This is a genomic window from Dolichospermum circinale AWQC310F (assembly GCF_000426925.1).
Classification (GTDB): Bacteria; Cyanobacteriota; Cyanobacteriia; order Cyanobacteriales; family Nostocaceae; genus Dolichospermum; species Dolichospermum circinale.
In genome coordinates this window covers 164,105-186,212 of sequence record NZ_KE384674.1, presented here as the reverse complement: position 1 = coordinate 186,212, position 22,108 = coordinate 164,105, and the positions used below count along the sequence as shown (strand labels likewise).

Here is a 22,108-nt window from a genome sequence, read left to right as displayed (position 1 = left end):
TATTTTTTTTATTTGTCGCATTTGTGGCAATTGCAACCTGGGGAACAGGTGGTAAATTGTTGGCAGCTATCGGTAAGGCAGAAGCTTTAATTTGTGGTTGGGTAATTTGTTGTTGCGTACTTGGCAAAGGTAAGCCATTATTTGGCTTAAAATTAACATTAGTCAATCTCGGTTTGACTGTAGTTGTGTAATTGCTCTTTTCTTGCTGTTCTATCAGTGAAAAAGCAGATAACATATAGTTCACTAAATCTAATTGAGGATCTGATTTCACATAAACAGATCCTAGTGTCTGGGTGTTTTGTGAACTAGAATTTAATTGAGTATTCGCTGTATTTAATAAGCCAAAGTTCGTTAGGCAAAGCGTACATAATGTAGCCATAGACCAACCGAATCCCATATATATTAATTTATCTAAACCACTGGTTTGTGATCTCTCTTTGGTAGTAATTGCTCCCGGAAAGGAAGAATTAACTACCAGGTCTGTTTTTAGTGAACTTTTAACAAGTGAAGCAGACGTTAATGAGTTCTTGACTTTTGGTGATAAACTTGCGTCTGTCCTTGTTAATGCCGTGTTAAGATTATGTACATATTTTTCCTCAGGTTGATCACAATTCTGCTCATTGTCACCATTGAGAATGGTATCAATATCAGCAAAAATTTCGTTCATTAAGCTTTCAGCATAGGTTTCTATTGAATAAAGCTCTTTTGTACCGAAATTTTCCGCTGCTGCTGAGTTAAGTAAATCAGTGTTAGATGTTAGTAACATATATGCTTTTGTGGTTGTAGCTGAAAATAATAGAAAAATCAAAAACTATTGTGTAAATTGACTAACTTTCTTCATTAAACAACTAATCTTGGTTTTTGTGAATACAGGAATTTATTAAATAAATAGTATTAGATATTACTTTTATCATGATTATTTAGCGGTAATCCATGAGTTACCGCTACTTTTGTTAAGACAGAATTACTGGGGTTGGGGTGGCTTTAGTGATGTTATTTTTAGATATTTCTAAATATATCAAAAGGGCGTTGATATCCGCTGGGTTAACACCACCAATTCTCGCAGCTTGTCCAATAGTTAAGGGTTGGACTTTATTCAGCTTTTCCCTCGCTTCCTTTGATAAAGTATCAATGGTTGAGTAGTCCAAATCACTAGGTAGCTGGCGATTTGCTTGACGAGCAACTTGGTCAATTTGGTTTTGCTGTCTTGCTAAATAACCAGCATACTTGATATCAATTTCCGCTCCTTCTTTTTCCGCTTGTTTGAGGTTGGGGTTATGGAGTCCGTAACGCTCCAAGTCAATGTAATGGATACCCGAACGACGCAGTAAGTCAGCGAGGGTAATAGAACCTTTAATTGCTTGTTGGGTATCATCTGCGATCGCTTGTCCTACTGCCTCATTTTCCTTTATTCTAGTACAATGCAGCCGTTCTTTCTCCGCAGTAATTTGTGCTTGTTTTTCACTAAACAAATTCCAGCGTCTATCATCAATTAAACCAATTTCCCGTCCCAAGGGTGTCATACGCAGATCAGCATTATCGGAACGTAGTAATAAACGATACTCTGAGCGACTGGTAAGCATACGATAAGGTTCTCGTAAATCCTTCGTACACAGGTCGTCAATTAACGTACCAATATAACTTTGTTCACGGGGAAAAATAATCATTTCTTCACCCCGTACAAACCGCGCTGCATTGATTCCTGCTACTATCCCTTGAGCAGCAGCTTCTTCATAACCTGTAGTCCCGTTTACCTGTCCGGCACAAAATAATCCAGGCACTTTCTTAGTCATCAAAGTGGGAAAACACTGATTTGCAGGTAAATAATCATATTCTACTGCATAGGCAGGACGTAACATCACACAATTTTCTAAACCTGTCAAACTCCGCAACATCAAAATTTGCAAAGTTTCTGGTAAACCAGTAGAAAAACCCTGAATGTATAATTCGGGAATATCTCTTCCTTCCGGTTCAATAAAGATTTGGTGACTCTCTTTATCTACAAAGCGGACAATTTTATCTTCAATACTCGGACAATAACGGGGACCGGTTGCTTCCACCCAACCACCATACACAGGGGACAGATGTAAATTTTCCTGAATTAAACGATGAGTTTCTTTAGTGGTCCGAGTCATGTGACAAGGCATTTGTTCCCGTTCTACCCAGACTTCGGGGTCAAAACTGAACCACCGTACAGCGTCGTCTCCGGGTTGAATTTCCATTTTACTGTAATCAACAGAACGTTTATCAACCCGTGCTGGTGTCCCGGTTTTCAGTCTACCGGTTTCAAATCCTAAGCGGTTCAAAGTTTGTGTTAACCCTTCCGCTGCAAACTCTCCCGCGCGGCCTGCGGCCATGGATTTATTTCCCACCCAAATTTTCCCACCTAAAAACGTCCCGGTGGTGAGAATTACCGCTTTACAGTGAAAAGATACGCCAAAATAAGTTTCTAAACCAATAACTTGATTATGATCATTTAAGATTAAATCTGTCACCATCCCCTCTCGAATTGTCAAATTCTCTTGATTTTCGACAATTCCCTTCATTATCGCCGCATATTCTCTTTTATCAGTTTGCGCTCGTAATGCCCAAACCGCAGGACCTCGTGAAGAGTTGAGGATACGTTTTTGTAAGTATGTCCGGTCTGCCATTTTGCCAATTTCCCCCCCTAAAGCGTCTATTTCATGGGTTAATTGGGATTTGGCTGGTCCACCCACTGCGGGGTTACAGGGTTGCCAAGCGATTTTATCTAAGTTGAGGGTCAATAGCAGAGTTCGACAACCGAGGCGGGCAGTAGCCAGTGCTGCTTCACAACCTGCGTGACCTGCACCGACGACAATTATATCATAAGCGTCTGGAAATTCAGTGAAATTGTGCATGGTCTTAGTTACAAAATTAAGTTAGTTAGGAATTATGATATAAATTCTTTATTATACATTATTTTTAATTTGTCGGTGATTGGCGATCTGCTTGCAGCAGCACTTGGCGATCGCACTATACTTAAAATTAGGTCTATTCTTAATCCGTTTCTACCAGAAAAATATAGGTTAAATAAACCATGAAGAAACGAAGACCACGAAGAAAGAGGGAAGATAGGTAATCTTATATTAGGAAGGGAGTAACTATCTTTATTCAGATTTTTACACTAATAAATTTTCTATATATCTTGAGGACAAATATTGATTAAAAGTAGACTCAACATAAGTTCCCACTGCTTTACCATCTGTAACTCCGTACAAATTATGAATTTGTGTTACACTTAATTCTAAGCAAAAATTACGTGCTGCCGTTTTTAACGATTCTAGTGTGAGTAATTCCATTTTTAAATTAAATAGCCAAAGTTAATTGTTGCCAAGAAGATTTAGTAAATTCAATATTGCTTTTACCAATTCTTTGACATACCCATTCTACACAAGCAGGAACAATTGCATTACCAAATAAAGCATATTGATCATAAATTCTCGCTATTCGACACCAATCATCAGGAAACCCCATCAATCTGGCATATTCAATATTAGTTAAACGCCGATATTTATCAGCTACTTTATAACGTTCATAATGCCTTGATGTCGAAGCAGTTAATGTTGATGCAATACCATTAATTCCAAATATTGTATAACCTAATCTTGCGCCTCCATCTTGATTATATAATAATTCTACACCATGACAATAACGATGTACAGCTTTACTTTTTTTAATTCGTTCTAAGGTATCAGATGTAAAATCAAATTGAGGATCTACTATTGAATCATCTTGTAAAATATCTTTTAATTTCTGTCTAGGCTTGATATCCGGTAAAGTAGAAAGATTCAAAGTTAACATTTTATTTTTATAAGCAATTCCCCAATTGTAATTCTTACCTTTATTTTCAACTATAGGCATCATATCTTTTTCTAGTAATTCTTCTATATTTTCTAAATCGGTTAAATCTGGTTGAGTTAAGAAAACTGATGTATTTTGTAAAAGTTGAGAATTGATATGCACTGAATTTAACTTAGTCCCAAAAATAAAAATCCTGTCTCTATTTTGAGGAATACCAAAGCTAATAGGACTAATAATTCTCCATTCTATAAAATAATCTAATTCTGACATTGCATTTAAAATCACTCGAAAATGATAGCCATTTTCCATTGTTAAAAGTCTTTTGACATTTTCTAAGAAAAAATATTTCGGTTGTTTTCTATCTATTATTTCTACAATACGCTCAAATAAAGTCCCTCTCACACAATCTCTCACACCCAATTTTTTACCAGCAGGGCTAAATGGTTGACAAGGGAAACCAGCAGTTAGTAGATGATGATTGGGTATATCTGATATCGGGATTTTATTAATATCACCTAACACTAGAGAATCTTTCCCAAAATTACTTTCATAAACTTGACAACTCAATTCATTGATATCATTAGCCCATATAGTTTCAATATTAGCATTTGCCATACCCAAGCGAAAACCACCGATACCAACAAATAATTCTACCGCTTTTAAATTCTCTGTTTTCATATATTAATTGTCTATTATTTAATAATTACTCATCTGTAAAATAATCGGAATCTATTTTTTTAATTTCGTAAATAGAGACAGTGGAAACACCCACATGATTATCAATCATTAATTGAGCTAATTCTTCTCCATCTATTAACACAATTTTACTATCTATAATAGATACATATTCTCTCGCTTCTTGGAAAAATCTCGAAGTAGTGATAAAAACACCTTTTCTGGCTCTTTGTCCATGTAAAGCCCCGACAAACTTTTGAATTTCTGGTCTACCAACAACAGTATTATCCCATCTTTTAGCTTGAACATAAACAATATCTAAGCCTAATTTATCTTCCTTAATTATACCATCAATTCCCCCATCTCCACTTTTACCGATCGCTCTCCCTGCATCACGTCTTGAGCCACCATAACCCATTTTTACGAGTAAATCTACTACTAATCTTTCAAAAAAATCAGGTGAACAACTTTTTACACGGTTAAGTAACTCTAATTCTAATTCTTTTCTAATTTTCTGATATCCGAATTCTATAGATTCCTGGGGTGTAGTCTCTGATGTTTCTATAATTTCCGGTTCTGATTTATCATTATCTTTTTTAGTAGTTTTAAATTCTATAAACTCTGGAAATTGATTAAGAAACTTGAGATTAATTTCCGATGGATTTTGACTTAAAATCTCCTTACCTCTGTCAGTAATTTGAAAAAATCCTCTTTTGGGAGAAATAAATAAACCTGCTTTTTTCAAATAAGTTCTTGCCCAACCTATTCTATTATCAAAAACCGCTTGTTGTCCACTAGATAATAATTCCTTTCTTTCGTCATCACTTAAATTAAAAACATCAGCTAGATATGTAATAGCGTCTCTTAAAGAATGTTCTTTACCATCACTTGCATATTGCAATAAAGGAAGCATAATAGCTTGAAAGTCAGGAATAGTCATTTTTCACAAATCAAAAAATCAAGATATTAACTTTTATACCATAATCTTGTGTTTTTTGCCAATATTTTTACATCATCGCATCAAATAGATATGATAATAAATCATACAGCAGTTTCCGATATTATGAGGTATAGATATGAATAATAAAAATCTTGTGACGCGGGCATCTTGCCCGCTAAAATTGTACCTCATTTAGATGAAATTCACTGTATATTATATAATAATATAAAAGATAAAAAAATTGATAACTCTATGACTAAATCACATCGTCCTCCAATTCTTAAACCTGATGAAACATACACCTTTCGTAAGTATTTTGAGTTAAGGTTTGCACCTGCGGATATTTTACAAGAATTAGGGGTCAATTTAACTAGAGGAACAATTAATTTGCTAATAACTAATAATCAAATACCTCGATTAATTGATCTCAAAGAACGATTAGAAGAGGCAATGCAAAGAGTTAGTTTAACAAGCGAAGCTGCAAGAAGAGAAGTTTTAATTGCACCAATTCTCTTAGAAGTTGCACATATTACCGAATCTAAAATTAATATTGAATATCCCATTGAAATAAATCAATTTTTGCGGGGTGACTTAGATTATTACCTGCAATCTCAACATCAGGTTTTGATTGTGGAAGCAAAACACGCAGATTTAACACGAGGATTTACTCAACTTGCAGTGGAATTAATTGCTTTAGATCAATGGGTGGAAGGAGATGAACCAATATTATATGGTGCTGTAACAACTGGAGATATTTGGCAGTTTGGCAGTTTTCAACGGGAAAATAAACTAATAATCCAGGATTTAATGTTATATCGAGTTCCTACTGATTTAGAAATATTGATGCAAATTTTAGTAGGGATTTTAACCTAAAACTTCAGATCCCTGACTTCTTAAAGAAGTCGGGGATTTTGATCTTACACCTTGGGTTTAAAAGTCGAAGCAACGTGCAACTCTTTCAATTGTTTTGCGTCCACATTTCCAGGAGCATCTGTTAACAAACAACGCGCTTGTTGAGTCTTAGGAAAAGCAATCACATCACGAATTGATTCCTCTCCAGATAACAACATTACCAAACGATCTACACCGTAAGCAATACCACCATGGGGAGGAGTTCCATATTCAAAAGCTTCTAACAAAAAGCCAAATTTACTTTGTGCTTCTGCTGTTGATAAACCAATAGCTGAAAACACCTGTTCTTGAACTTCTCGCTGATAAATTCGTAAACTTCCCCCACCAACTTCAAACCCATTTAAAACTAAATCATAAGCTTGAGCGCGGGCGGTTTTTAAATCACTGATATCCTCAGGATGAGGGGCTGTAAATGGGTGGTGTAATGCTTCTAAACGTTTTTCATCTGCGTTCCATTCAAACATGGGAAATTCGGTAATCCAGAGCAAGTTAATTTTGTCTTTTGCAATTAACTTAAATTCCCTAGCCACAAATTGACGAATTCTATCTAAGGTTTTATTAACAGTGGTTGTATCAGCAGCCGCAAATAATAACAAATGTCCGGCTTTTGCACCCGTTCTTGTTAATATTTCCTGCTTTTGTTCCGGTGTCAAATTATCTTTAATTGCGCCAATGGTGTCAAGTTCACCATTTTCTCGCACACGAATATAAGCTAAACCTTTCGCTCCAGCTTCTGCGGCTTCCCGGAAAATATCGCCACCTGGTTTAATGCGAACATTAGAAATGGCATCGTTACCGTTAGGAATCGGGAGTATTTTAACGATACCACCGTTAGAAATGGCTTCTCGAAAAACTTTGAAACCAGAATCTTTTAAAATGTCAGAAACATCAACTAATTCTAAACCGTAGCGGGTATCTGGTTTATCACTTCCGTAACGGTTCATAGCTTCCGCGTAAGGAAGACGAGGAAAAGGACGAGGTAAATCAATGCCTTTTACAGTTTTGAAAATATGACAAACTAACTTTTCGTTAAGTTCGATAATTTCATCTTCAGACATGAAACTCATTTCCATGTCTAATTGGGTAAATTCTGGTTGTCTGTCAGCCCGTAGATCTTCGTCCCGAAAACATCGCGCAATTTGATAGTATCTATCCATTCCTGATACCATCAATAATTGTTTGAAGAGTTGGGGAGATTGGGGTAAAGCGAACCATTCACCTTCATTGACGCGACTGGGAAGAATATAATCTCGCGCCCCTTCGGGGGTAGAACGGGTGAGAACTGGGGTTTCCACCTCGATAAAACCTTCTAGGTCTTCTAGGTAGCGCCGCATGGCTTTAATGACCTGATGACGCAATTGCATATTTTGCGCCATACGTTCCCGTCGTAAGTCCAAATAACGATATTTTAATCGTAGATCTTCCCGCACTGTTTCCGTGTCTGCGGTAGAAACTTGGAAAGGTAATTGTTTACGGACGGCGTTGAGTAGTTCTATTTTATCCGCATAGATTTCTACTTCGCCAGTAGGAAGTCGAGGATTTAGGGATTCTGGAGGACGTTGGGTAACTCTACCGGTGATAGCTACAACATATTCATTTCTGAGTGCGTTAGCTTGTTCATAGGAGTCTGGGGTGCGCTGGGGGTCGCTGACGATTTGGACAATACCAGAGCGTAGGCGTAGCCCGCCGTAGGCATCGCGCAAATCTAAGAATATCACACCACCGTGATCGCGGCGACGGTCTACCCAACCGTATAAGGTAACAGTTTCTCCAATATGCTCTTTTCGGAGTTCGCCGCAATAATGAGTTCGCATAGTTGTTAGTTCTTTAGTTCCGGGCTAGGTTGGTTAAATGTCAAGGCTTTCCCATTATCTAGCATTAACATTCATTGTAGTCATTTTCGGTGAAGAAAAATCAGCAAAAATAAGAAAGTGATGATTTTCAGTCTTTATCTCTGGCATAGGTAGTAATAGACAAATTTCACAAAATTTCACATAATTTGACTAAAACCTGGAATAATACTCGCAAATAAGTGTACAATTTAACAGATAATCTCTTGCGGATGTGATTATGCCACCAGACTACAGCGGTCAAAATCTTCGGGGACGCTCTTTTAAAGGTCAAAACCTGACAGAAGCTAACTTTAGCAAAGCCGATATTAAAGGGACAGACTTCACCAACGCTATCCTTAAAGGTGCTGATTTTACAGGCGCTAAGGCTGGACTACAGCGACGTTGGATAATTGGGTTACTAATAATTACGTTATTACTGTCAGCGCTATCAGGGTTCTTTTCCACGGTTTCTGCTGTATTGTTATCCTCTGCTTTAAGTAAAAATATAATCGCTGGTATAGTCGCACTCATTACATTAACTATTTTTTGTATCATTACTGCTCGTAAAGGTTTATTGGCAGGTTTAGGAATGGTCGCCGTCGCCTTTGGTGTCGTAGCAGTTTCGGCTGTTACCTTTGCTTCACCTGTACAAGGAATTTCAATTGGATTACTTGTTTTGGCTTTTACTGGTGTCGTCACCTATTCTGTAACCTTCACCTTTGTCTTCTCCTTCGCTTTTACCTTTATTTTTGCCATTTTATTCACCATTTTCTTTGCCTCTATCTTTGCTATTATACTGGAAAACTTTGTTCCTCATGTTCCTATTGCTATTGTATTTGCCAGCGCTGTAGTTTCTGTAATTTTTAGTGCTTATATCGGCTGGCGTAGTTTAAATGGAGACAAGAGAGATACGTGGCTTCGCTCCTATGCCATTGTATTTGCTGCAACAGGAGGCACAAGTTTTCATGGCGCTAATTTAACTGATGCTGATTTTACAGGTGCAACCCTAAAAAACACGGATTTCAGAGCAGCAAATCTCACACGGACTCGTTTTTATGAAGCCAAAAAACTTGATTTTGCTAGACCGGATAATACTATATTAAGTAACCCTGATATTCTCAATTTGCTCATTACTCTTAATGGTAGAAATAAATCTTATATTGGTGCTAATCTCAGAGGTGCAAACCTAATAGGTGCAGACTTGAAAGAGGCTAATTTTAAAAATGCTGATATTATAGAAGCCACCTTTCAAGGAGCTAATTTAGAAGGTGCAAATCTGACTCTTACTCAAGCCGTCGGTACTAATTTCACCAAAGCTCATATCACAGGTGCTTGTGTGGAAGCTTGGAATATTGAAAGTACAACTAAGTTAGATAATGTAGATTGTCGTTTTGTCTACCTTTTAGAATATCCTAAACCGAGAACAGATGACCGTGAACGTCGTCCGAGTAGTGGAGAATTTCAACCAGGAGAATTTACCAAATTATTTGAAGAAGTTTTAAATACTGTTGATTTAATTTTCCGTAATGGTATTGACTGGAAGGCTTTTATTACTGCTTTCAAAAAAGTGCAAGTTGAAAATCAAGATACAGAACTAGTTATCCAGAGTATTGAAAATAAAGGTGATGGTGTTGTTGTTGTTAAAGTTGCTGTTCCTGAGAATGCGAATAAAGAAAAGATTCATAGCGATTTCACTGAAAATTATCAATTAGCATTAGCAGCAGTTGAAGAAAAATATAAAGCAGTTTTACAAGCCAAAGACGAGGAAATAAATTTTCATCGTCAACAAAGTGGTAAAATACCAGAAATGATTCTATCATTAGCTAATAAACCTATCAATGTTCAAATTGATAACAAAGTAGAGAATAAAAATATGACTAACAGTAATGATTCCAGTCGTAAAGTTGAAATTGGTAGTATTGGTAGAGATTTTAACGCCAGTGGACAAGCTTTGAATTTAGGTGAAATTAGTGGTACAGTCACAAATACTATTAATGAATTAGCAACTGCACCCGAACCCGATAAACCAGGAATTACAGAATTATTGACACAATTAAAAACCGCAATTGAAACTGATACTGATTTAACAGCAAAAGACAAAGAAAAGGCCTTAAAACAAGTCAAATCTTTAGCAGAAGCCGCCCAAAATCCTCAAGAAAAACAGGATTTAGCAGATACAGCAATTACAATGTTGAAAGGAACAATTGCTCATTTACCAACGGCGGCCAAATTAGTGGAAGAATGTGCTAAGTTATTACCACTAATTGCTGGTTTTTTAGGTTTAAGTTAGAAACCCATTTTTTAGCCTAAAAGATTGATTATATAGCGGCGATACAAACAAAGTCCTTCCAAGAGGAATTTAACCCACGAAGGTGGGTTTTGTCTGTGTAGATGCGGTTTCTAACCGCCTTTGAAAATATCGTTAAGAGGGGAGAATCAGCCCTCTTGTATCTGTTAAATGCTATAATCAAACAAATGTAATTTATTTTTTCTATCAAAATATGGAAACAATTGCCATTAAAGTTGATGCAGAAGTTGCCAAAGCCTATCAAGCAGCAGAACCGCAAAAACAGAAAAAAATTCAGACCATTGTTAACGATTTGCTCAAATTAATTATTCAAGATAAATCTCTAGATGACATTATCCAAGAAATGCAAGAACAAGCGAAAAATAAGGGATTAACTCCAGAAATTTTAAATGAGATTCTTGAGAATGGATGAATTACGTTTTGTTGTTGATACAAACATTTTAGTTAGTGCCGTTTTGATTAAGTCATCTATTCCAGATGTGGCATTGAAAAAAGCCAGAAGCTTAGGAATAATTTTATTTTCAGATGCGACTTTTCAAGAACTACAAGAAATCCTCAATCGCTCAAAATTCGATAAATATATTTCTGTGAGTGTTCGTACTCAATTCTTAGCTAAATTCAAACTTGAATCAGAAGAAACTGAAATAGTTCAGATGATTAAGGAGTGTAGAGATCCAAAAGATGACAAATTTCTTGAGGTTGCTATTAATGGTAATGCAACTCATATTATTACGGGAGATAAAGATTTATTAGAACTTCATCCCTTTCAAGGAGTTGATATTATTACCGCCACGCAATTTTTAGAAATTTTCTCAGTTTGATAATCAAATATGATGCGGTTTCTAACCGCTTTGTTCTGGAAATATCGTTAAAATGGGAGGTAGAACCTCCCGGAAAGCATTCCCAGTCGGAGACTGGGAACGAGGGAGACTGGAAGGGATAAATAGAGAGAGGTATGAATTATGACTGCTATAACTTTACAAATACCAAAATCACTAAAATTCACAGATGATAAATTTGTGGAAATAGTTGCTGCTAATAAAGATCTACGTTTAGAATTATCCTCACAAGGAGAATTAAGTATCATGTCACCAACAGGAGGAGAAACGGGAGATAGAAACCTAGAATTAGGTGGACAAGTTTGGTTTTGGAATCGCCAAAATGGGTTAGGAAAAGCTTTTGATTCTTCCACAGGTTTTAAATTACCTAATGGTGCTACCCGTTCCCCAGATGTCTCTTGGATAAAAATAGAAAGATGGAATGCACTCACACCAGAACAAAGAAAAAGGTTTTTGCCTTTATGTCCTGATTTTGTGATTGAATTAGTTTCTGAAAGCGATGATTTAGCCGATACTCAAGCCAAAATGCGGGAATATATCGCCAATGGTTTACGGTTGGGTTGGTTAATTAATCCTAAAAATAAACAAGTAGAAATTTATCGCCCAAATCAAGAAATAGAAGTTTTAGAATCTCCTACAAGTTTATCTGGAGAAGATATATTACCTGGTTTTATTTTAGATTTACAGCCGATTTTTGGATAAGATTTCGATCATAAAATTATGATCATTTATTAATCAAAAATGCAGGCAAGATGCCTGCACCACTGGATGAATATTTAGCTGATTACTGATTACTGATTACTGATTACTAACTATGATTCTAGTTTGAGTAATGCTTGAATACGATCTTCAGTTGCTGGGTGACTAGAGAATAAATTTCCCAAAAACTGCCCAGAAATAGGATGAATAATTAATAATGGTTCAAAAGCTGGATTAGCATTCAAAGGCATTTGTCTAGCTGTAGATTCTAACCTTTGCAAAGCCCTAGCTAATGCGCGAGGATTACCTGTTAATTTTGCAGCCCCAGCATCAGCAGAAAATTCTCTGGTGCGGGAAATTGCTAACTGAATCACCGTAGCGGCTAGGGGGGCAAATATGACTGTTGCTAATACACCCAAAGCATTTCCACCTCTTTCGTTGTCTCGTGAACCACCACCAAACCACATACTATAACTCAGCATTTGCGCCAGGAAGGAAACAGCCCCAGCGACGGTAGCAGCCACCGCTTGCGTTAAGGTATCACGATTGATAATATGAGTTAGTTCGTGGGCAATTACCCCTTCTAATTCATCTTCTGGTAAAATATCTAAAATACCTGCGGTGACGGCCACAGCCGCGTGTTCGGGATCTCTTCCCGTCGCAAAGGCGTTGGCTGTTGGACTAGGAACAATGTACAATCCCGGCATGGGTATATTAGCACGGTGAGATAATTTTTCAACGATGCGATATAGTCCCGGAGCTTCCGCCGCGCTGACGGGTTGGGCATTATATACTGCTAAAGCAATCTTATCTGATTGATACCAAGAGAAGAGGTTAGTCGCTGCTGCTAACCCAATTCCTATAACTAAGCCCCCTGTACCACCAATTACCCAGTAACTAATTGCTATCAATAAGCCACTGAGGGTAGCGAGTAAAATAGCAGTTTTGAGTTGATTTCCCATTTTGATAACTCTCCTACTTATGCTGTATTAATTTTTGTAACTTTGCCTGGACAACAGCATCTTTTTAGCCACTCCTTGATTGTATCAAGTTCAATTTTCAGGTACAGTGATGAAAACCTGTCACGAAGGTACGGTTTTCCGTTGGTTGCCGATTTAATAAAAGATGAAAAAAGACTAAAAAAGACTAATAAGTAGGTGAACGGAAAAAAACCGACATAAGTAACGAAAAGTAAAATTGCCCAAAACCTCTTCCCAGTTAAGAGTTAAGAGTTCCCTTGTCATAACGACAATTTTTAACGCCAACCTACTTAACAATTATTAATAATGTTACAACAGGTAGAAATTCGTATTCCCATTGCCATTAGTCTGGGAGCAATAGCTGGGGCTTTAAGTCGCTATTATTTAACTTTGTGGTTGACAAATCGCTTGGGTTTTGGTTTCCCCTATGGAACTTTTTTGATTAATATTAGCGGTTGTTTAATCATGGGGTTTTTCGCCAGTTTAGCTATGGAAAAAACAGCGCTGATTTCCCCAGAAATTAAGTTAATTGTCGTCACAGGATTTTTAGGTGCATATACTACTTTTTCTACTTTTGGTTTAGATACGGTTGGTTTGTTGCAACGTGGTAATTGGTTGGCTGCTACTGGTTATTTTTTTGGTAGTACAATCTTGGGAATTATCAGTGTTCAATTAGGGATGATTATTGCGAGAATTTTTAATTGAAAGTTCTGATTTTACACCAATGATCCCCCAGATTAATTTACCGGAGGGATCATGTCTATATAGGTAAATGAATGATTTTTTTCTCACCCAGGGGCGCACAGGCGCGAAGAGAAATTATTGATTTGAATTGATTTGAATTGATTTGAATTGATTTGAAGTCTAGCCCGCAGCATTAGGTAATGGTTTTTTGGGTGTCGCTAGTTGTAGGATGATATCTAGCAACCAAGGGGCAAGACGTTGACATAATACGGCTAAATGAGATTGCCATCCTACTAGAATTTCTGGTGTATCTTTTTCTATTCCAATCACTAGAGCTTGGGCGACTTGTTCGGGTGTCATGGGAATCACGCCGCGAAATGATTTTAAGTCGCGCACCATGTCTGTTTCGGTGAGGGAAGGGAGTAAAGCAATTACACGGATATTGTGTTGGGCAAGTTCTTGACGTAAGGCTTGGGTAAATCCAACAATGGCGAACTTAGTGGCGGAATATGTGGCCATTGTCGGTGCGGCAACTTTCCCCATTAAACTGGAGACATTGACAATGATCCCCTTTTTTTGACTAACCATACGTTTGGCGATTAAGCTGGTTAGGGTATACATTCCCAATAAATTAACGGAGAGTTCTTGTTGCAGTTGGGGAAGTTTTGATTGCAAAAATGAGTTTTGATGGGCGACACCAGCACAATTTACGAGTAGATGAATCGGTCCATAACTGCGCCAAAGTTGGGCTACGGCTATATTAACATAAATTGATTGAGTTAAGTCTAAGGCCATGATTGTAGTTTCTACACCCAAAGCTTCGATTTGGGCGGCTACTTCGGCTAACTTTTGCCGATCGCGTGCTACTAATATTAACCTTTTCATGCCTTGTTTGGCTAATTCTAAGGCGATCGCTCGACCAATGCCACGGGAAGCTCCGGTAATTAGTGCAACTTTTCCTTGAATCTTCATCGTTTTTCAACTCCAAATTTTTCATGCCTCGTCTTCATGTATTGCGTTTTTGGCAATCAACAGGTAGGACGATTGATGAAAGGTAAACAAAAATCAAACCTAAAGTGACAGGAATTAGGCCATTGCAAATATTTTTCATCCTCCGTTGTTGAACGGCAATTTTTACTAATGACTAATGACTAATGGCCAATCACCAATGACCAAGTAAAAGACTTTTGGCAGGATAGATAAAGCTCATTGATTTTACCTCTCTAAATGATCCGAGCATTCACCAGCGCTGTCGTACTCACACACATTAGCAACAAAATCAAGTTATTGCAATATTTTTTAATCAGGATTTCTGATTAATCGTTTTCCCATAGTATATATATCTGGATTTTAATTTATATAAGTTTTTATTAATAGTGAGCAATTAATATCTTGATCCCCTTACAATTCCTCAATTTTTGTGACAATCAATACATTTTTTAACTTATTCAAGACAACATATTCTGCTGAATTTGTCGTGTATTGGTGACAATTTTCAGTAAAAAGGCACTAATTTATAAAAATAAGACGATAATTATTAAATCTTGTGGGGTGGGCATCTTGCCCGCCAGATTTATACAAATTAAATACACGATAATTATTAAATCTTGTGGGGTGGGCATCTTGCCCGATAATTATTAAATCTTGTGGGGTGGGCATCTTGCCCGCCAGATTTATACAAATTAAATACACAACAGCTTAAAATCTCAAATTTTTCGCCTAACTCCCGCTAATAATTCGTTTTCGCAATTCATCAGCTATTAATATCAACGGTGGACAAAACAATAAAATTAGCAAATAGGATGGTTTTAAAGCTGCCGTAGAGAAGATGATTTGCAAAGTAGGAGAATAAATAATAGAGAGAATTAGAAACCATTCCACCGCAATGCCTGCCCAAATCAAGCGGTTAGTAAAAAACCCCAAACGCAAAATCGAAAACCGTTCCGAACGACAGGCAAAAACATTACCATCTTGACAAGCCACAATTACGGCTAAAGTCATTGTTGTTGCTTGATGATAAATGGCCATTGTAGCGGCATTAGCCGAGTGCGATAAAATACTGGTGCTAAGTGCCTGTAATTGGGTCATATTATAACCATTTGTCCACCAAACAAAGAAAAATCCCCCCATACCTGCCAAACCTTCCAGCAGTCCTAAAAAGCAGTAAGCACGTAACAATAAAGGTAAATCTAAGAGTGGTTGGGATTTTTTGCGGGGTGGTAACTCCATTGAACCAGCTTCCGGTTTTTCTGCCCCTAACGCCAGTGCGGGCAGCATATCTGTACCTAAGTCAATGGCTAATATCTGCAAAATCACCAAAGCTGGAGGTATTTTCAAAAACACCATTGCTAGGAAGGGCAAAAACTCCGCCATATTGGAAGCGAGAATATAAGTCATGAATTTGCGGATGTTTTGATACACCGACCGACCCTGTTCAACGGCGGCGACAATGGTAGCAAAATTATCATCTATGAGAACAATATCCGCAGCTTCACGGGCAACATCAGTCCCACTAATTCCCATGGCAATGCCGATATTAGCAGAGCGTAAAGCAGGGGCATCGTTGACACCATCACCAGTAACAGCGACGACATGACCAAGGGTTTTATATGCTTCCACTAATCTGAGTTTCTGTTCCGGCATTACCCTGGCAAATACTAACCCAGTTTTGTGTTTGTGGAGGATTTGGCGCAATTGGGTATCAGAAAGATGTCCCAATTGTTCACCAGTGATGATTCTGGGTTTACCGTTGGCTAAACCAATACGTTGTGCAATTGCTGCCGCTGTCAAGCCATAATCACCCGTAATCATAGTAACTTGAATCCCGGCACGATGACAAAGAGCGATCGCATCGGCAACTTCTGGCCGGGCTGGATCAATCATCGCCACCAAGCCCAAAAAAGTCAAATCCTGTTCTAACAAATTATCATCTAGGTGATTTAATTCCGCCCCACCTTGCCTAGTAGCCACCCCCAAGACACGATAACCTTGACTTGCTAATTGATCATTAGCCGCGATAACTTCCTCCCGTTGAGTTGAAGACAATTCCAGGCTTTCCCCTGAATGCCATAAATACCGCGAATGTTGCAATACATCTAAAGTTGATCCCTTGGTAAAAATCAAATACTGAGAATTTTCCCTATCATCTAACTGCAAATTTCCCTGTAATAAAACCGTCATCATTCGTCGGTGGGAATCAAAAGGAATTTCCCGAACTCTTGGGGCTTCGTGTTGCAACTCCTCCAACTTCAACCCCGCCTTAATAGCAGCCACTAATAACGCCCCTTCCGTAGGATCACCCAATACTTGCCATTGATGAGAATTAGGGGGATGATTTAACCGCGCATTAGAACAAAGTGCCGCACCAGCCAACATTAACCGCACCTGAGACATATCCCTCAAACCCTCATTTCTCCGCGTCCTCTGCGCCTCTGTGGTTCGTAACTCTTCCGTAATAATTTCCACTTCTCCCTTGGGTTCATAACCCACCCCAGTGACATTAATATTAGTATTGGGAATCCACAATTGGCGGACAGTCATTTCATTTTTAGTCAAAGTCCCAGTTTTATCAGTGCAAATAACAGTTGTTGCACTCAGGGTTTCCACCGCAGACAAACGCCGCACCAAAGCATTTTGTTTAGCCATGCGTTTGACACCAATAGCTAAGGAGAGACTGACAGTAGGTAATAAACCTTCGGGAACAAAAGCCACAATAATACCAATGGCAAAAATGAAACTTTCTTTGAGTTGCATTCCTACCAGCAACTTAGTTAATAAAAATATCACCACTCCCATACTCAAAGCAATGATGGTAATGATGTGAACTACTCTGGAAATTTGCACTTCTAAAGTGCTGGCTTCCCGCTTCACATGGGCTGTAAGATGGGCGACTTGACCAAATTCCGTATGTGTGCCTGTGGCATAGACTACCGCCAAACCCCGACCAGCGGCCACGGTAGAACCGGCAAATACTAAGTTACTAGCTTCTGAAGCATGGATATTGGCGGCGGTGACAGGTTCGCTAATGCGGGGAACGGGCAAAGATTCTCCTGTGAGTACGGAAACATCTACATATAAAGACTGACTTTGAATAATTCTGGCATCAGCGGAGATTTTATCACCTTCTTCTAACTGCATGACATCGCCGCTAACTAATTCACGGGCAGCAATTACAGATAATTTTCCATCTCGAAAAACTTTGGCTTGGGAAGGTAAGATTTTTTTCAGGGCTGATAAGGCTTTTTCCGCTTGATATTCTTGCCAAAAACTAAAGATAGCATTAATCCAAATTACTGCCCAAATTGCCCAACCTAATTCTGGTGTTTGGGAAATAAAAGCTAATATTCCCGCTACCCACAACAGTAAGGCCATAAAATGGGTTAGTTGGTCGGTAAAACGCAGAATTAAAGGGCGTGTTTGGGGTTCGGGTAGTTCGTTATAACCAGATTGTTTTAATCTTAAATTTGCTTCGGCCTCGCTGATACCTTGGGGTGTGGTTATGAGGGTCTTGTAAACATCTGTAGGTGTCAGCGTCCAAATATGAAAGTTTGAATCCATACTTTTGGTATCAATCGGGCTTTGATATTTTAGATGCTGAGTTTATATATGTTCATCTGTCTGAGGTATTGTCAGAATAAGGATATCCAGGATTTAAGGATTTACAGGATTTTAGTTTGTGGTCAAATATCCCCGATTTCTAAACATAATTAATTGCATGAATAAAAAGATAAATGATATTTTTTCTCTGCGTCCTCTGTGTCTGGAGTGGTTCGTTTAAAAAAATATCAAAAATAATTGAACGCAGATAAACGCAGATAAAGACAGATAAAGATGGACAATCGAAAATCAAAACATGAGACTTTCAAACAACATCCTGTAAATCCTAAAATCCTGGACATCCTGATTCTGACAATTGATTATGATGCTTCACTGGTAAAAGCCACCTTTCATGTACTTAATGATTGATATTATCTTGCGATTTCTGCTGTTTTGTAATTTTTTCCATTTGTTTTAAAAACCGTTTCACTTTACGCTTTGATAGTAAAGGTTTTGGTATTACATCAGGTATTTTATAATCAATTGGTGCATTATTGTACCATTGATTCACTAAATCAACAATATTATTTATTGATTCATTGGTTAATTTTCTAAATTCTGGACTTCCATTACGTTTTAATTTGTTACTGTTTTCTGTATCAATAATTGGTTCGAGAATCCATTTGTAATATCCATTATCATTATCCAGGGTAAAGAAAAATAGACATATTGGGAAATTACACTTTGTAAATCGTGATTGCAGAACATTTATATCTGCTCCTTCTATATTGAAAATATCATCATTTTGAATTATCTTAGGTGTAGATTTTACAGCTTTTACTTCCACACCAAAAAGCCTATTGACATCCTTACCATTTTTACTAATGGAAACTAGAACATCCAAATCATAATCTTTTTGATCTCTATAAATAATCAGATCATCACGACGGGTTAAATAAACCTTTGCTAAAGCTTCTGAACGTAAACCAATATACCAAGGTTGTTCTGTTTGCATTGTTTTATCTCCATTGTTGATCAGTAAACTGGGAACTTAAAATTTTCTGTGTATTCTGTGTATACGGTTGCCAAAAATTATTTACCTCATCCCAAAGTTTTTCTCTATTCTGTTTATTAATAGGAAAATTAGTACATAAATTTGAGAGAGATGTTAAGTTTTCACCATTAGCAGAAACTAAATAACCGACTTCTTGAAGTTCATCAATTCCCACGATGTAAGTTGGTGCGGGATAAGATGCTATATCAATTATAGAATCTTTCTTCACTTGCACTTTGAGACGTTTATCTTTTTTAGTATAACCTTGCCTAGTAGTTTTAACTTGTACAAAAAAATAAGGAATATAAGAACCAGCACCTACTAACTCAACAATAAAATCAACATACTGCCATTTCTCTCCTAAAAACTGCGGTTTGAAAATTGGACCAGCATTTGAATGAAATTCTGTTATTAAGACTTTAAATATTCCCTCTCCTCTATCTCCCAATGCATTCTTCATTTTATTACGTATACCCCTATCTTAATTGAAATTATCATCTTCTTCCCAAAATACAGGGTAGGCAAAATTGCCCACCCCATATTACTTCTACTCCCTCTGCGTCTCTGCGTCTCTGCGTGAGCTTAATTCAACCTAAGCACCTTCCCGCAACTTATCCAAAACGCTGCGATCCTCCAAAGTCGAAGTATCCCCCGATATTTCCTGTCCTGATGCCAAATTCCGCAACAAACGCCGCATAATCTTACCAGAACGGGTCTTCGGTAAAGCATCAGTAAACCTAATCTCACCAGGACGAGCGATCGCCCCAATCTCACTCACAACGTGCTTTTTCAGTTCCTTACTCAACTCCTCACTGGCTTGATACGTCCCCTCTAAAGTTACAAAAGCTACAACTTCCTCACCTTTCAATTCATCCGGTTTACCCACTACAGCAGCCTCAGCCACCGCCGGATGAGACACTAGGGCAGATTCAACTTCCATTGTTCCCAAGCGGTGTCCAGAGACATTCAGCACATCATCTACGCGCCCCATGACCCAGAAATAGCCATCTTCATCCTTCCTCGCACCATCGCCAGCGAAGTACGTATAATTACCATCTGTGGGCGGAATATGTTCCCAATAAGTCCGCCGGAAACGCTCAGGATCACCGTACACAGTCCGCATCATTCCCGGCCAAGGATGACGAATGGCTAAATAACCACCTTCATTATCAGGAACAGAATTACCTTCTAAATCCACTACATCCGCAATAATACCGGGAAAAGGTAGGGTGGCTGAACCGGGTTTTGTAGGAATTGCTCCAGGTAAGGGTGTAATCATAATCCCACCGGTTTCCGTTTGCCACCAGGTATCAACTATTGGGCAACGTTCACCACCGATAATTTTTTGATACCATATCCAAGCTTCGGGGTTAATGGGTTCACCGACAGTTCCCAGTAATCTCAGGGAAGAAAGATTACGTTTATTAGGATGATGTTCACCCATTTTAATAAAGGCACGAATGGCCGTTGGTGCAGTATAAAAAATGGTAACACCGTATTTTTCAATCACATCCCAGAAGCAACCAGGATTAGAAGCACGGGGCGCACCTTCATACATGACAGTGGTTGCACCGTTGGAAAGGGGTCCATAAACTATATAGCTATGTCCCGTAATCCAACCGACATCGGCAGTACACCAATATACATCTGTGTCCTGAAGATCAAAAATCCATTTGGTAGTGATATGACTGTATAAGTTATAACCTCCTGTGGTGTGAACTACTCCTTTCGGTTTTCCCGTACTACCGGAAGTGTAGAGAACAAATAGCATATCTTCACTATCCATTGGTTCTGCGGGACAATCCGCAGAAACGCCTTTTTGTAAATCGTGCCACCAATGGTCACGACCTGCTGCCATTTGTATTGTTTGATTTGTGCGTTTAACAACTAGCACATCTGTAATACTGGGGACTGCATTGTTTTCTAAAGCCTTATCTACCTGCTCTTTGAGGGGAACAATTGCATCCTTGCGCCAACCACCATCCGCTGTGATTACTATCTTTGCTTCTGCATCATTTAAGCGATCGCGTAAGGCTTCAGCACTAAAACCACCGAAAACAACGCTATGGGGTGCGCCAATTCTGGCACAGGCTAACATAGCTATGGCGGCTTCAGGAATCATAGGCATATAAATACCAATGCGATCGCCTTTTTTCGCGCCCAATTGTTTTAGTACATTAGCGAATTGACAAACTTCTCGATGTAATTGGGAGTATGTCAGAGTGCGAGAATCTCCCGGTTCTCCTTCCCAAATCAACGCAGCCTTATTTTTACGCCAGGTAGTGAGATGTCTGTCAAGACAATTGTGAGAAATATTAATCTTACCGTTGACAAACCACTTGACAAAAGGTGGTTGCCAATCTAGTACAGTGTCCCATTTTTGAAACCAGTGTAACTCATTTTCTGCCAATTCTGCCCAAAATTGCTGAGGATCGGCTTTTGCTCGCTCGTAAAGATGCTGATAGTCTGCTAAACTTTTGATATGGGCATTTTGCGAAAAATCACTGTCAGGTGGAAATAGCCGCTTTTCCTGTAAAATGGATTCTATAGTTGGTTGAGACATGATAATGGATAAAAACGATATTGTGGCTAAAACTATTCTTAACTAAGTTGTACCCAATAATGTTGAGATTTTTATGAAGTTGCACTCAATGTAAAGATTATTTACTGATATGCTCATCTAGTCCTACTTTAGTAGGAAAATTAAATAACGCTGAATTTATCAGTGCTGTAGTAAAATAAAATAATGATGATGTTTTTAACAATCTTATTTACCGATCAAGTTCGATATAAGCCTTTAACAACTAAGTTAGTGTTTTACCATAGG

At 38.1% G+C, this 22,108-nt stretch carries 18 protein-coding genes and 1 pseudogene; 6 read left to right on the top strand and 13 right to left on the bottom strand.

The annotated features are described in order from the left end of the window. From ACIR310F_RS26105 to ACIR310F_RS0108330, 5 genes and pseudogenes are all read right to left on the bottom strand, one after another. Positions 1 to 766, bottom strand: a pseudogene (locus tag ACIR310F_RS26105) (hypothetical protein); the annotation flags it as partial. A gap of 187 nt (positions 767 to 953) precedes the next feature. Then, a complete protein-coding gene (gene mnmG, locus ACIR310F_RS0108345; protein WP_028083440.1) occupies positions 954 to 2,879 on the bottom strand; it encodes a tRNA uridine-5-carboxymethylaminomethyl(34) synthesis enzyme MnmG in 1,926 nt (641 codons plus the stop codon). A 261-nt stretch (positions 2,880 to 3,140) separates the two neighbouring features. Further along, complete coding sequence (locus ACIR310F_RS21865) at positions 3,141 to 3,320, bottom strand: hypothetical protein (RefSeq protein ID WP_051289511.1); 180 nt, start codon at positions 3,318 to 3,320, stop codon at positions 3,141 to 3,143. Positions 3,321 to 3,327: 7 nt separating this feature from the next. Next, complete coding sequence (locus tag ACIR310F_RS0108335; RefSeq protein WP_028083439.1) at positions 3,328 to 4,500, bottom strand: DNA cytosine methyltransferase; 1,173 nt, start codon at positions 4,498 to 4,500, stop codon at positions 3,328 to 3,330. A gap of 25 nt (positions 4,501 to 4,525) precedes the next feature. Continuing rightward, positions 4,526 to 5,437, bottom strand: a complete 912-nt coding sequence (locus ACIR310F_RS0108330; protein ID WP_028083438.1) for a restriction endonuclease — start codon at positions 5,435 to 5,437, stop codon at positions 4,526 to 4,528. 252 nt (positions 5,438 to 5,689) lie between these two features. Between ACIR310F_RS0108330 and ACIR310F_RS0108325 the strand changes: the two genes are divergently transcribed. Next, positions 5,690 to 6,310, top strand: a complete 621-nt coding sequence (locus tag ACIR310F_RS0108325) for a hypothetical protein (RefSeq protein WP_028083437.1) — start codon at positions 5,690 to 5,692, stop codon at positions 6,308 to 6,310. Positions 6,311 to 6,354: 44 nt separating this feature from the next. Here the strand turns inward: ACIR310F_RS0108325 and aspS are convergent, their stop codons facing one another. After that, entirely contained in the window at positions 6,355 to 8,163 is a 1,809-nt protein-coding gene (aspS, locus tag ACIR310F_RS0108320; RefSeq protein ID WP_028083436.1) for an aspartate--tRNA ligase, read from the bottom strand. Between the two features lie 256 nt (positions 8,164 to 8,419). Here aspS and ACIR310F_RS0108315 point away from each other — a divergent pair, with 256 nt between their 5' ends. The 4 genes from ACIR310F_RS0108315 (at position 8,420) to ACIR310F_RS0108300 (ending at position 12,030) form a co-directional block, all read left to right on the top strand. Further along, positions 8,420 to 10,471 (top strand): pentapeptide repeat-containing protein, encoded by a 2,052-nt coding sequence (locus ACIR310F_RS0108315; protein WP_028083435.1) that lies wholly within the window; start codon positions 8,420 to 8,422, stop codon positions 10,469 to 10,471. A gap of 211 nt (positions 10,472 to 10,682) precedes the next feature. Then, complete coding sequence (locus tag ACIR310F_RS0108310; protein ID WP_028083434.1) at positions 10,683 to 10,901, top strand: hypothetical protein; 219 nt, start codon at positions 10,683 to 10,685, stop codon at positions 10,899 to 10,901. Beyond that, entirely contained in the window at positions 10,894 to 11,310 is a 417-nt protein-coding gene (locus ACIR310F_RS0108305) for a putative toxin-antitoxin system toxin component, PIN family (RefSeq protein ID WP_028083433.1), read from the top strand. The genes ACIR310F_RS0108310 and ACIR310F_RS0108305 overlap by 8 nt, the downstream gene beginning before the upstream one ends. Before the next feature lie 141 nt (positions 11,311 to 11,451). Further along, entirely contained in the window at positions 11,452 to 12,030 is a 579-nt protein-coding gene (locus ACIR310F_RS0108300) for a Uma2 family endonuclease (RefSeq protein ID WP_028083432.1), read from the top strand. Between the two features lie 110 nt (positions 12,031 to 12,140). Here ACIR310F_RS0108300 and ACIR310F_RS0108295 read toward each other — a convergent pair whose 3' ends face one another. Continuing rightward, complete coding sequence (locus tag ACIR310F_RS0108295; protein WP_028083431.1) at positions 12,141 to 12,989, bottom strand: zinc metalloprotease HtpX; 849 nt, start codon at positions 12,987 to 12,989, stop codon at positions 12,141 to 12,143. A 324-nt stretch (positions 12,990 to 13,313) separates the two neighbouring features. Here ACIR310F_RS0108295 and crcB point away from each other — a divergent pair, with 324 nt between their 5' ends. Next, positions 13,314 to 13,712 (top strand): fluoride efflux transporter CrcB, encoded by a 399-nt coding sequence (gene crcB / locus ACIR310F_RS0108290; protein ID WP_028083430.1) that lies wholly within the window; start codon positions 13,314 to 13,316, stop codon positions 13,710 to 13,712. Between the two features lie 159 nt (positions 13,713 to 13,871). Here crcB and ACIR310F_RS0108285 read toward each other — a convergent pair whose 3' ends face one another. The 6 genes from ACIR310F_RS0108285 to acs all read right to left on the bottom strand — a co-directional run bounded on the left by ACIR310F_RS0108285 (position 13,872) and on the right by acs (position 21,844). Next, positions 13,872 to 14,663, bottom strand: a complete 792-nt coding sequence (locus ACIR310F_RS0108285) for an SDR family NAD(P)-dependent oxidoreductase (protein WP_028083429.1) — start codon at positions 14,661 to 14,663, stop codon at positions 13,872 to 13,874. Between the two features lie 537 nt (positions 14,664 to 15,200). Next, positions 15,201 to 15,350 (bottom strand): hypothetical protein, encoded by a 150-nt coding sequence (locus ACIR310F_RS26710; protein ID WP_155963684.1) that lies wholly within the window; start codon positions 15,348 to 15,350, stop codon positions 15,201 to 15,203. A gap of 60 nt (positions 15,351 to 15,410) precedes the next feature. Continuing rightward, positions 15,411 to 18,248: a cation-translocating P-type ATPase gene (locus ACIR310F_RS0108280; protein WP_028083428.1), complete on the bottom strand. Its 2,838-nt coding sequence runs from the start codon at positions 18,246 to 18,248 to the stop codon at positions 15,411 to 15,413. A 397-nt stretch (positions 18,249 to 18,645) separates the two neighbouring features. Further along, positions 18,646 to 19,242 carry a DUF4365 domain-containing protein gene (locus tag ACIR310F_RS0108270; protein WP_028083427.1) on the bottom strand — a complete coding sequence of 199 codons (597 nt, stop codon included), beginning with the start codon at positions 19,240 to 19,242 and terminating at the stop codon, positions 18,646 to 18,648. Between the two features lie 4 nt (positions 19,243 to 19,246). After that, the gene (locus tag ACIR310F_RS0108265) at positions 19,247 to 19,741 is read right to left on the bottom strand and encodes a DUF4365 domain-containing protein (RefSeq protein WP_028083426.1); all 495 of its coding nucleotides are present in this window, start codon (positions 19,739 to 19,741) and stop codon (positions 19,247 to 19,249) included. A 132-nt stretch (positions 19,742 to 19,873) separates the two neighbouring features. Beyond that, complete coding sequence (gene acs / locus ACIR310F_RS0108260; protein ID WP_028083425.1) at positions 19,874 to 21,844, bottom strand: acetate--CoA ligase; 1,971 nt, start codon at positions 21,842 to 21,844, stop codon at positions 19,874 to 19,876. Positions 21,845 to 22,108 lie beyond the last annotated feature (264 nt).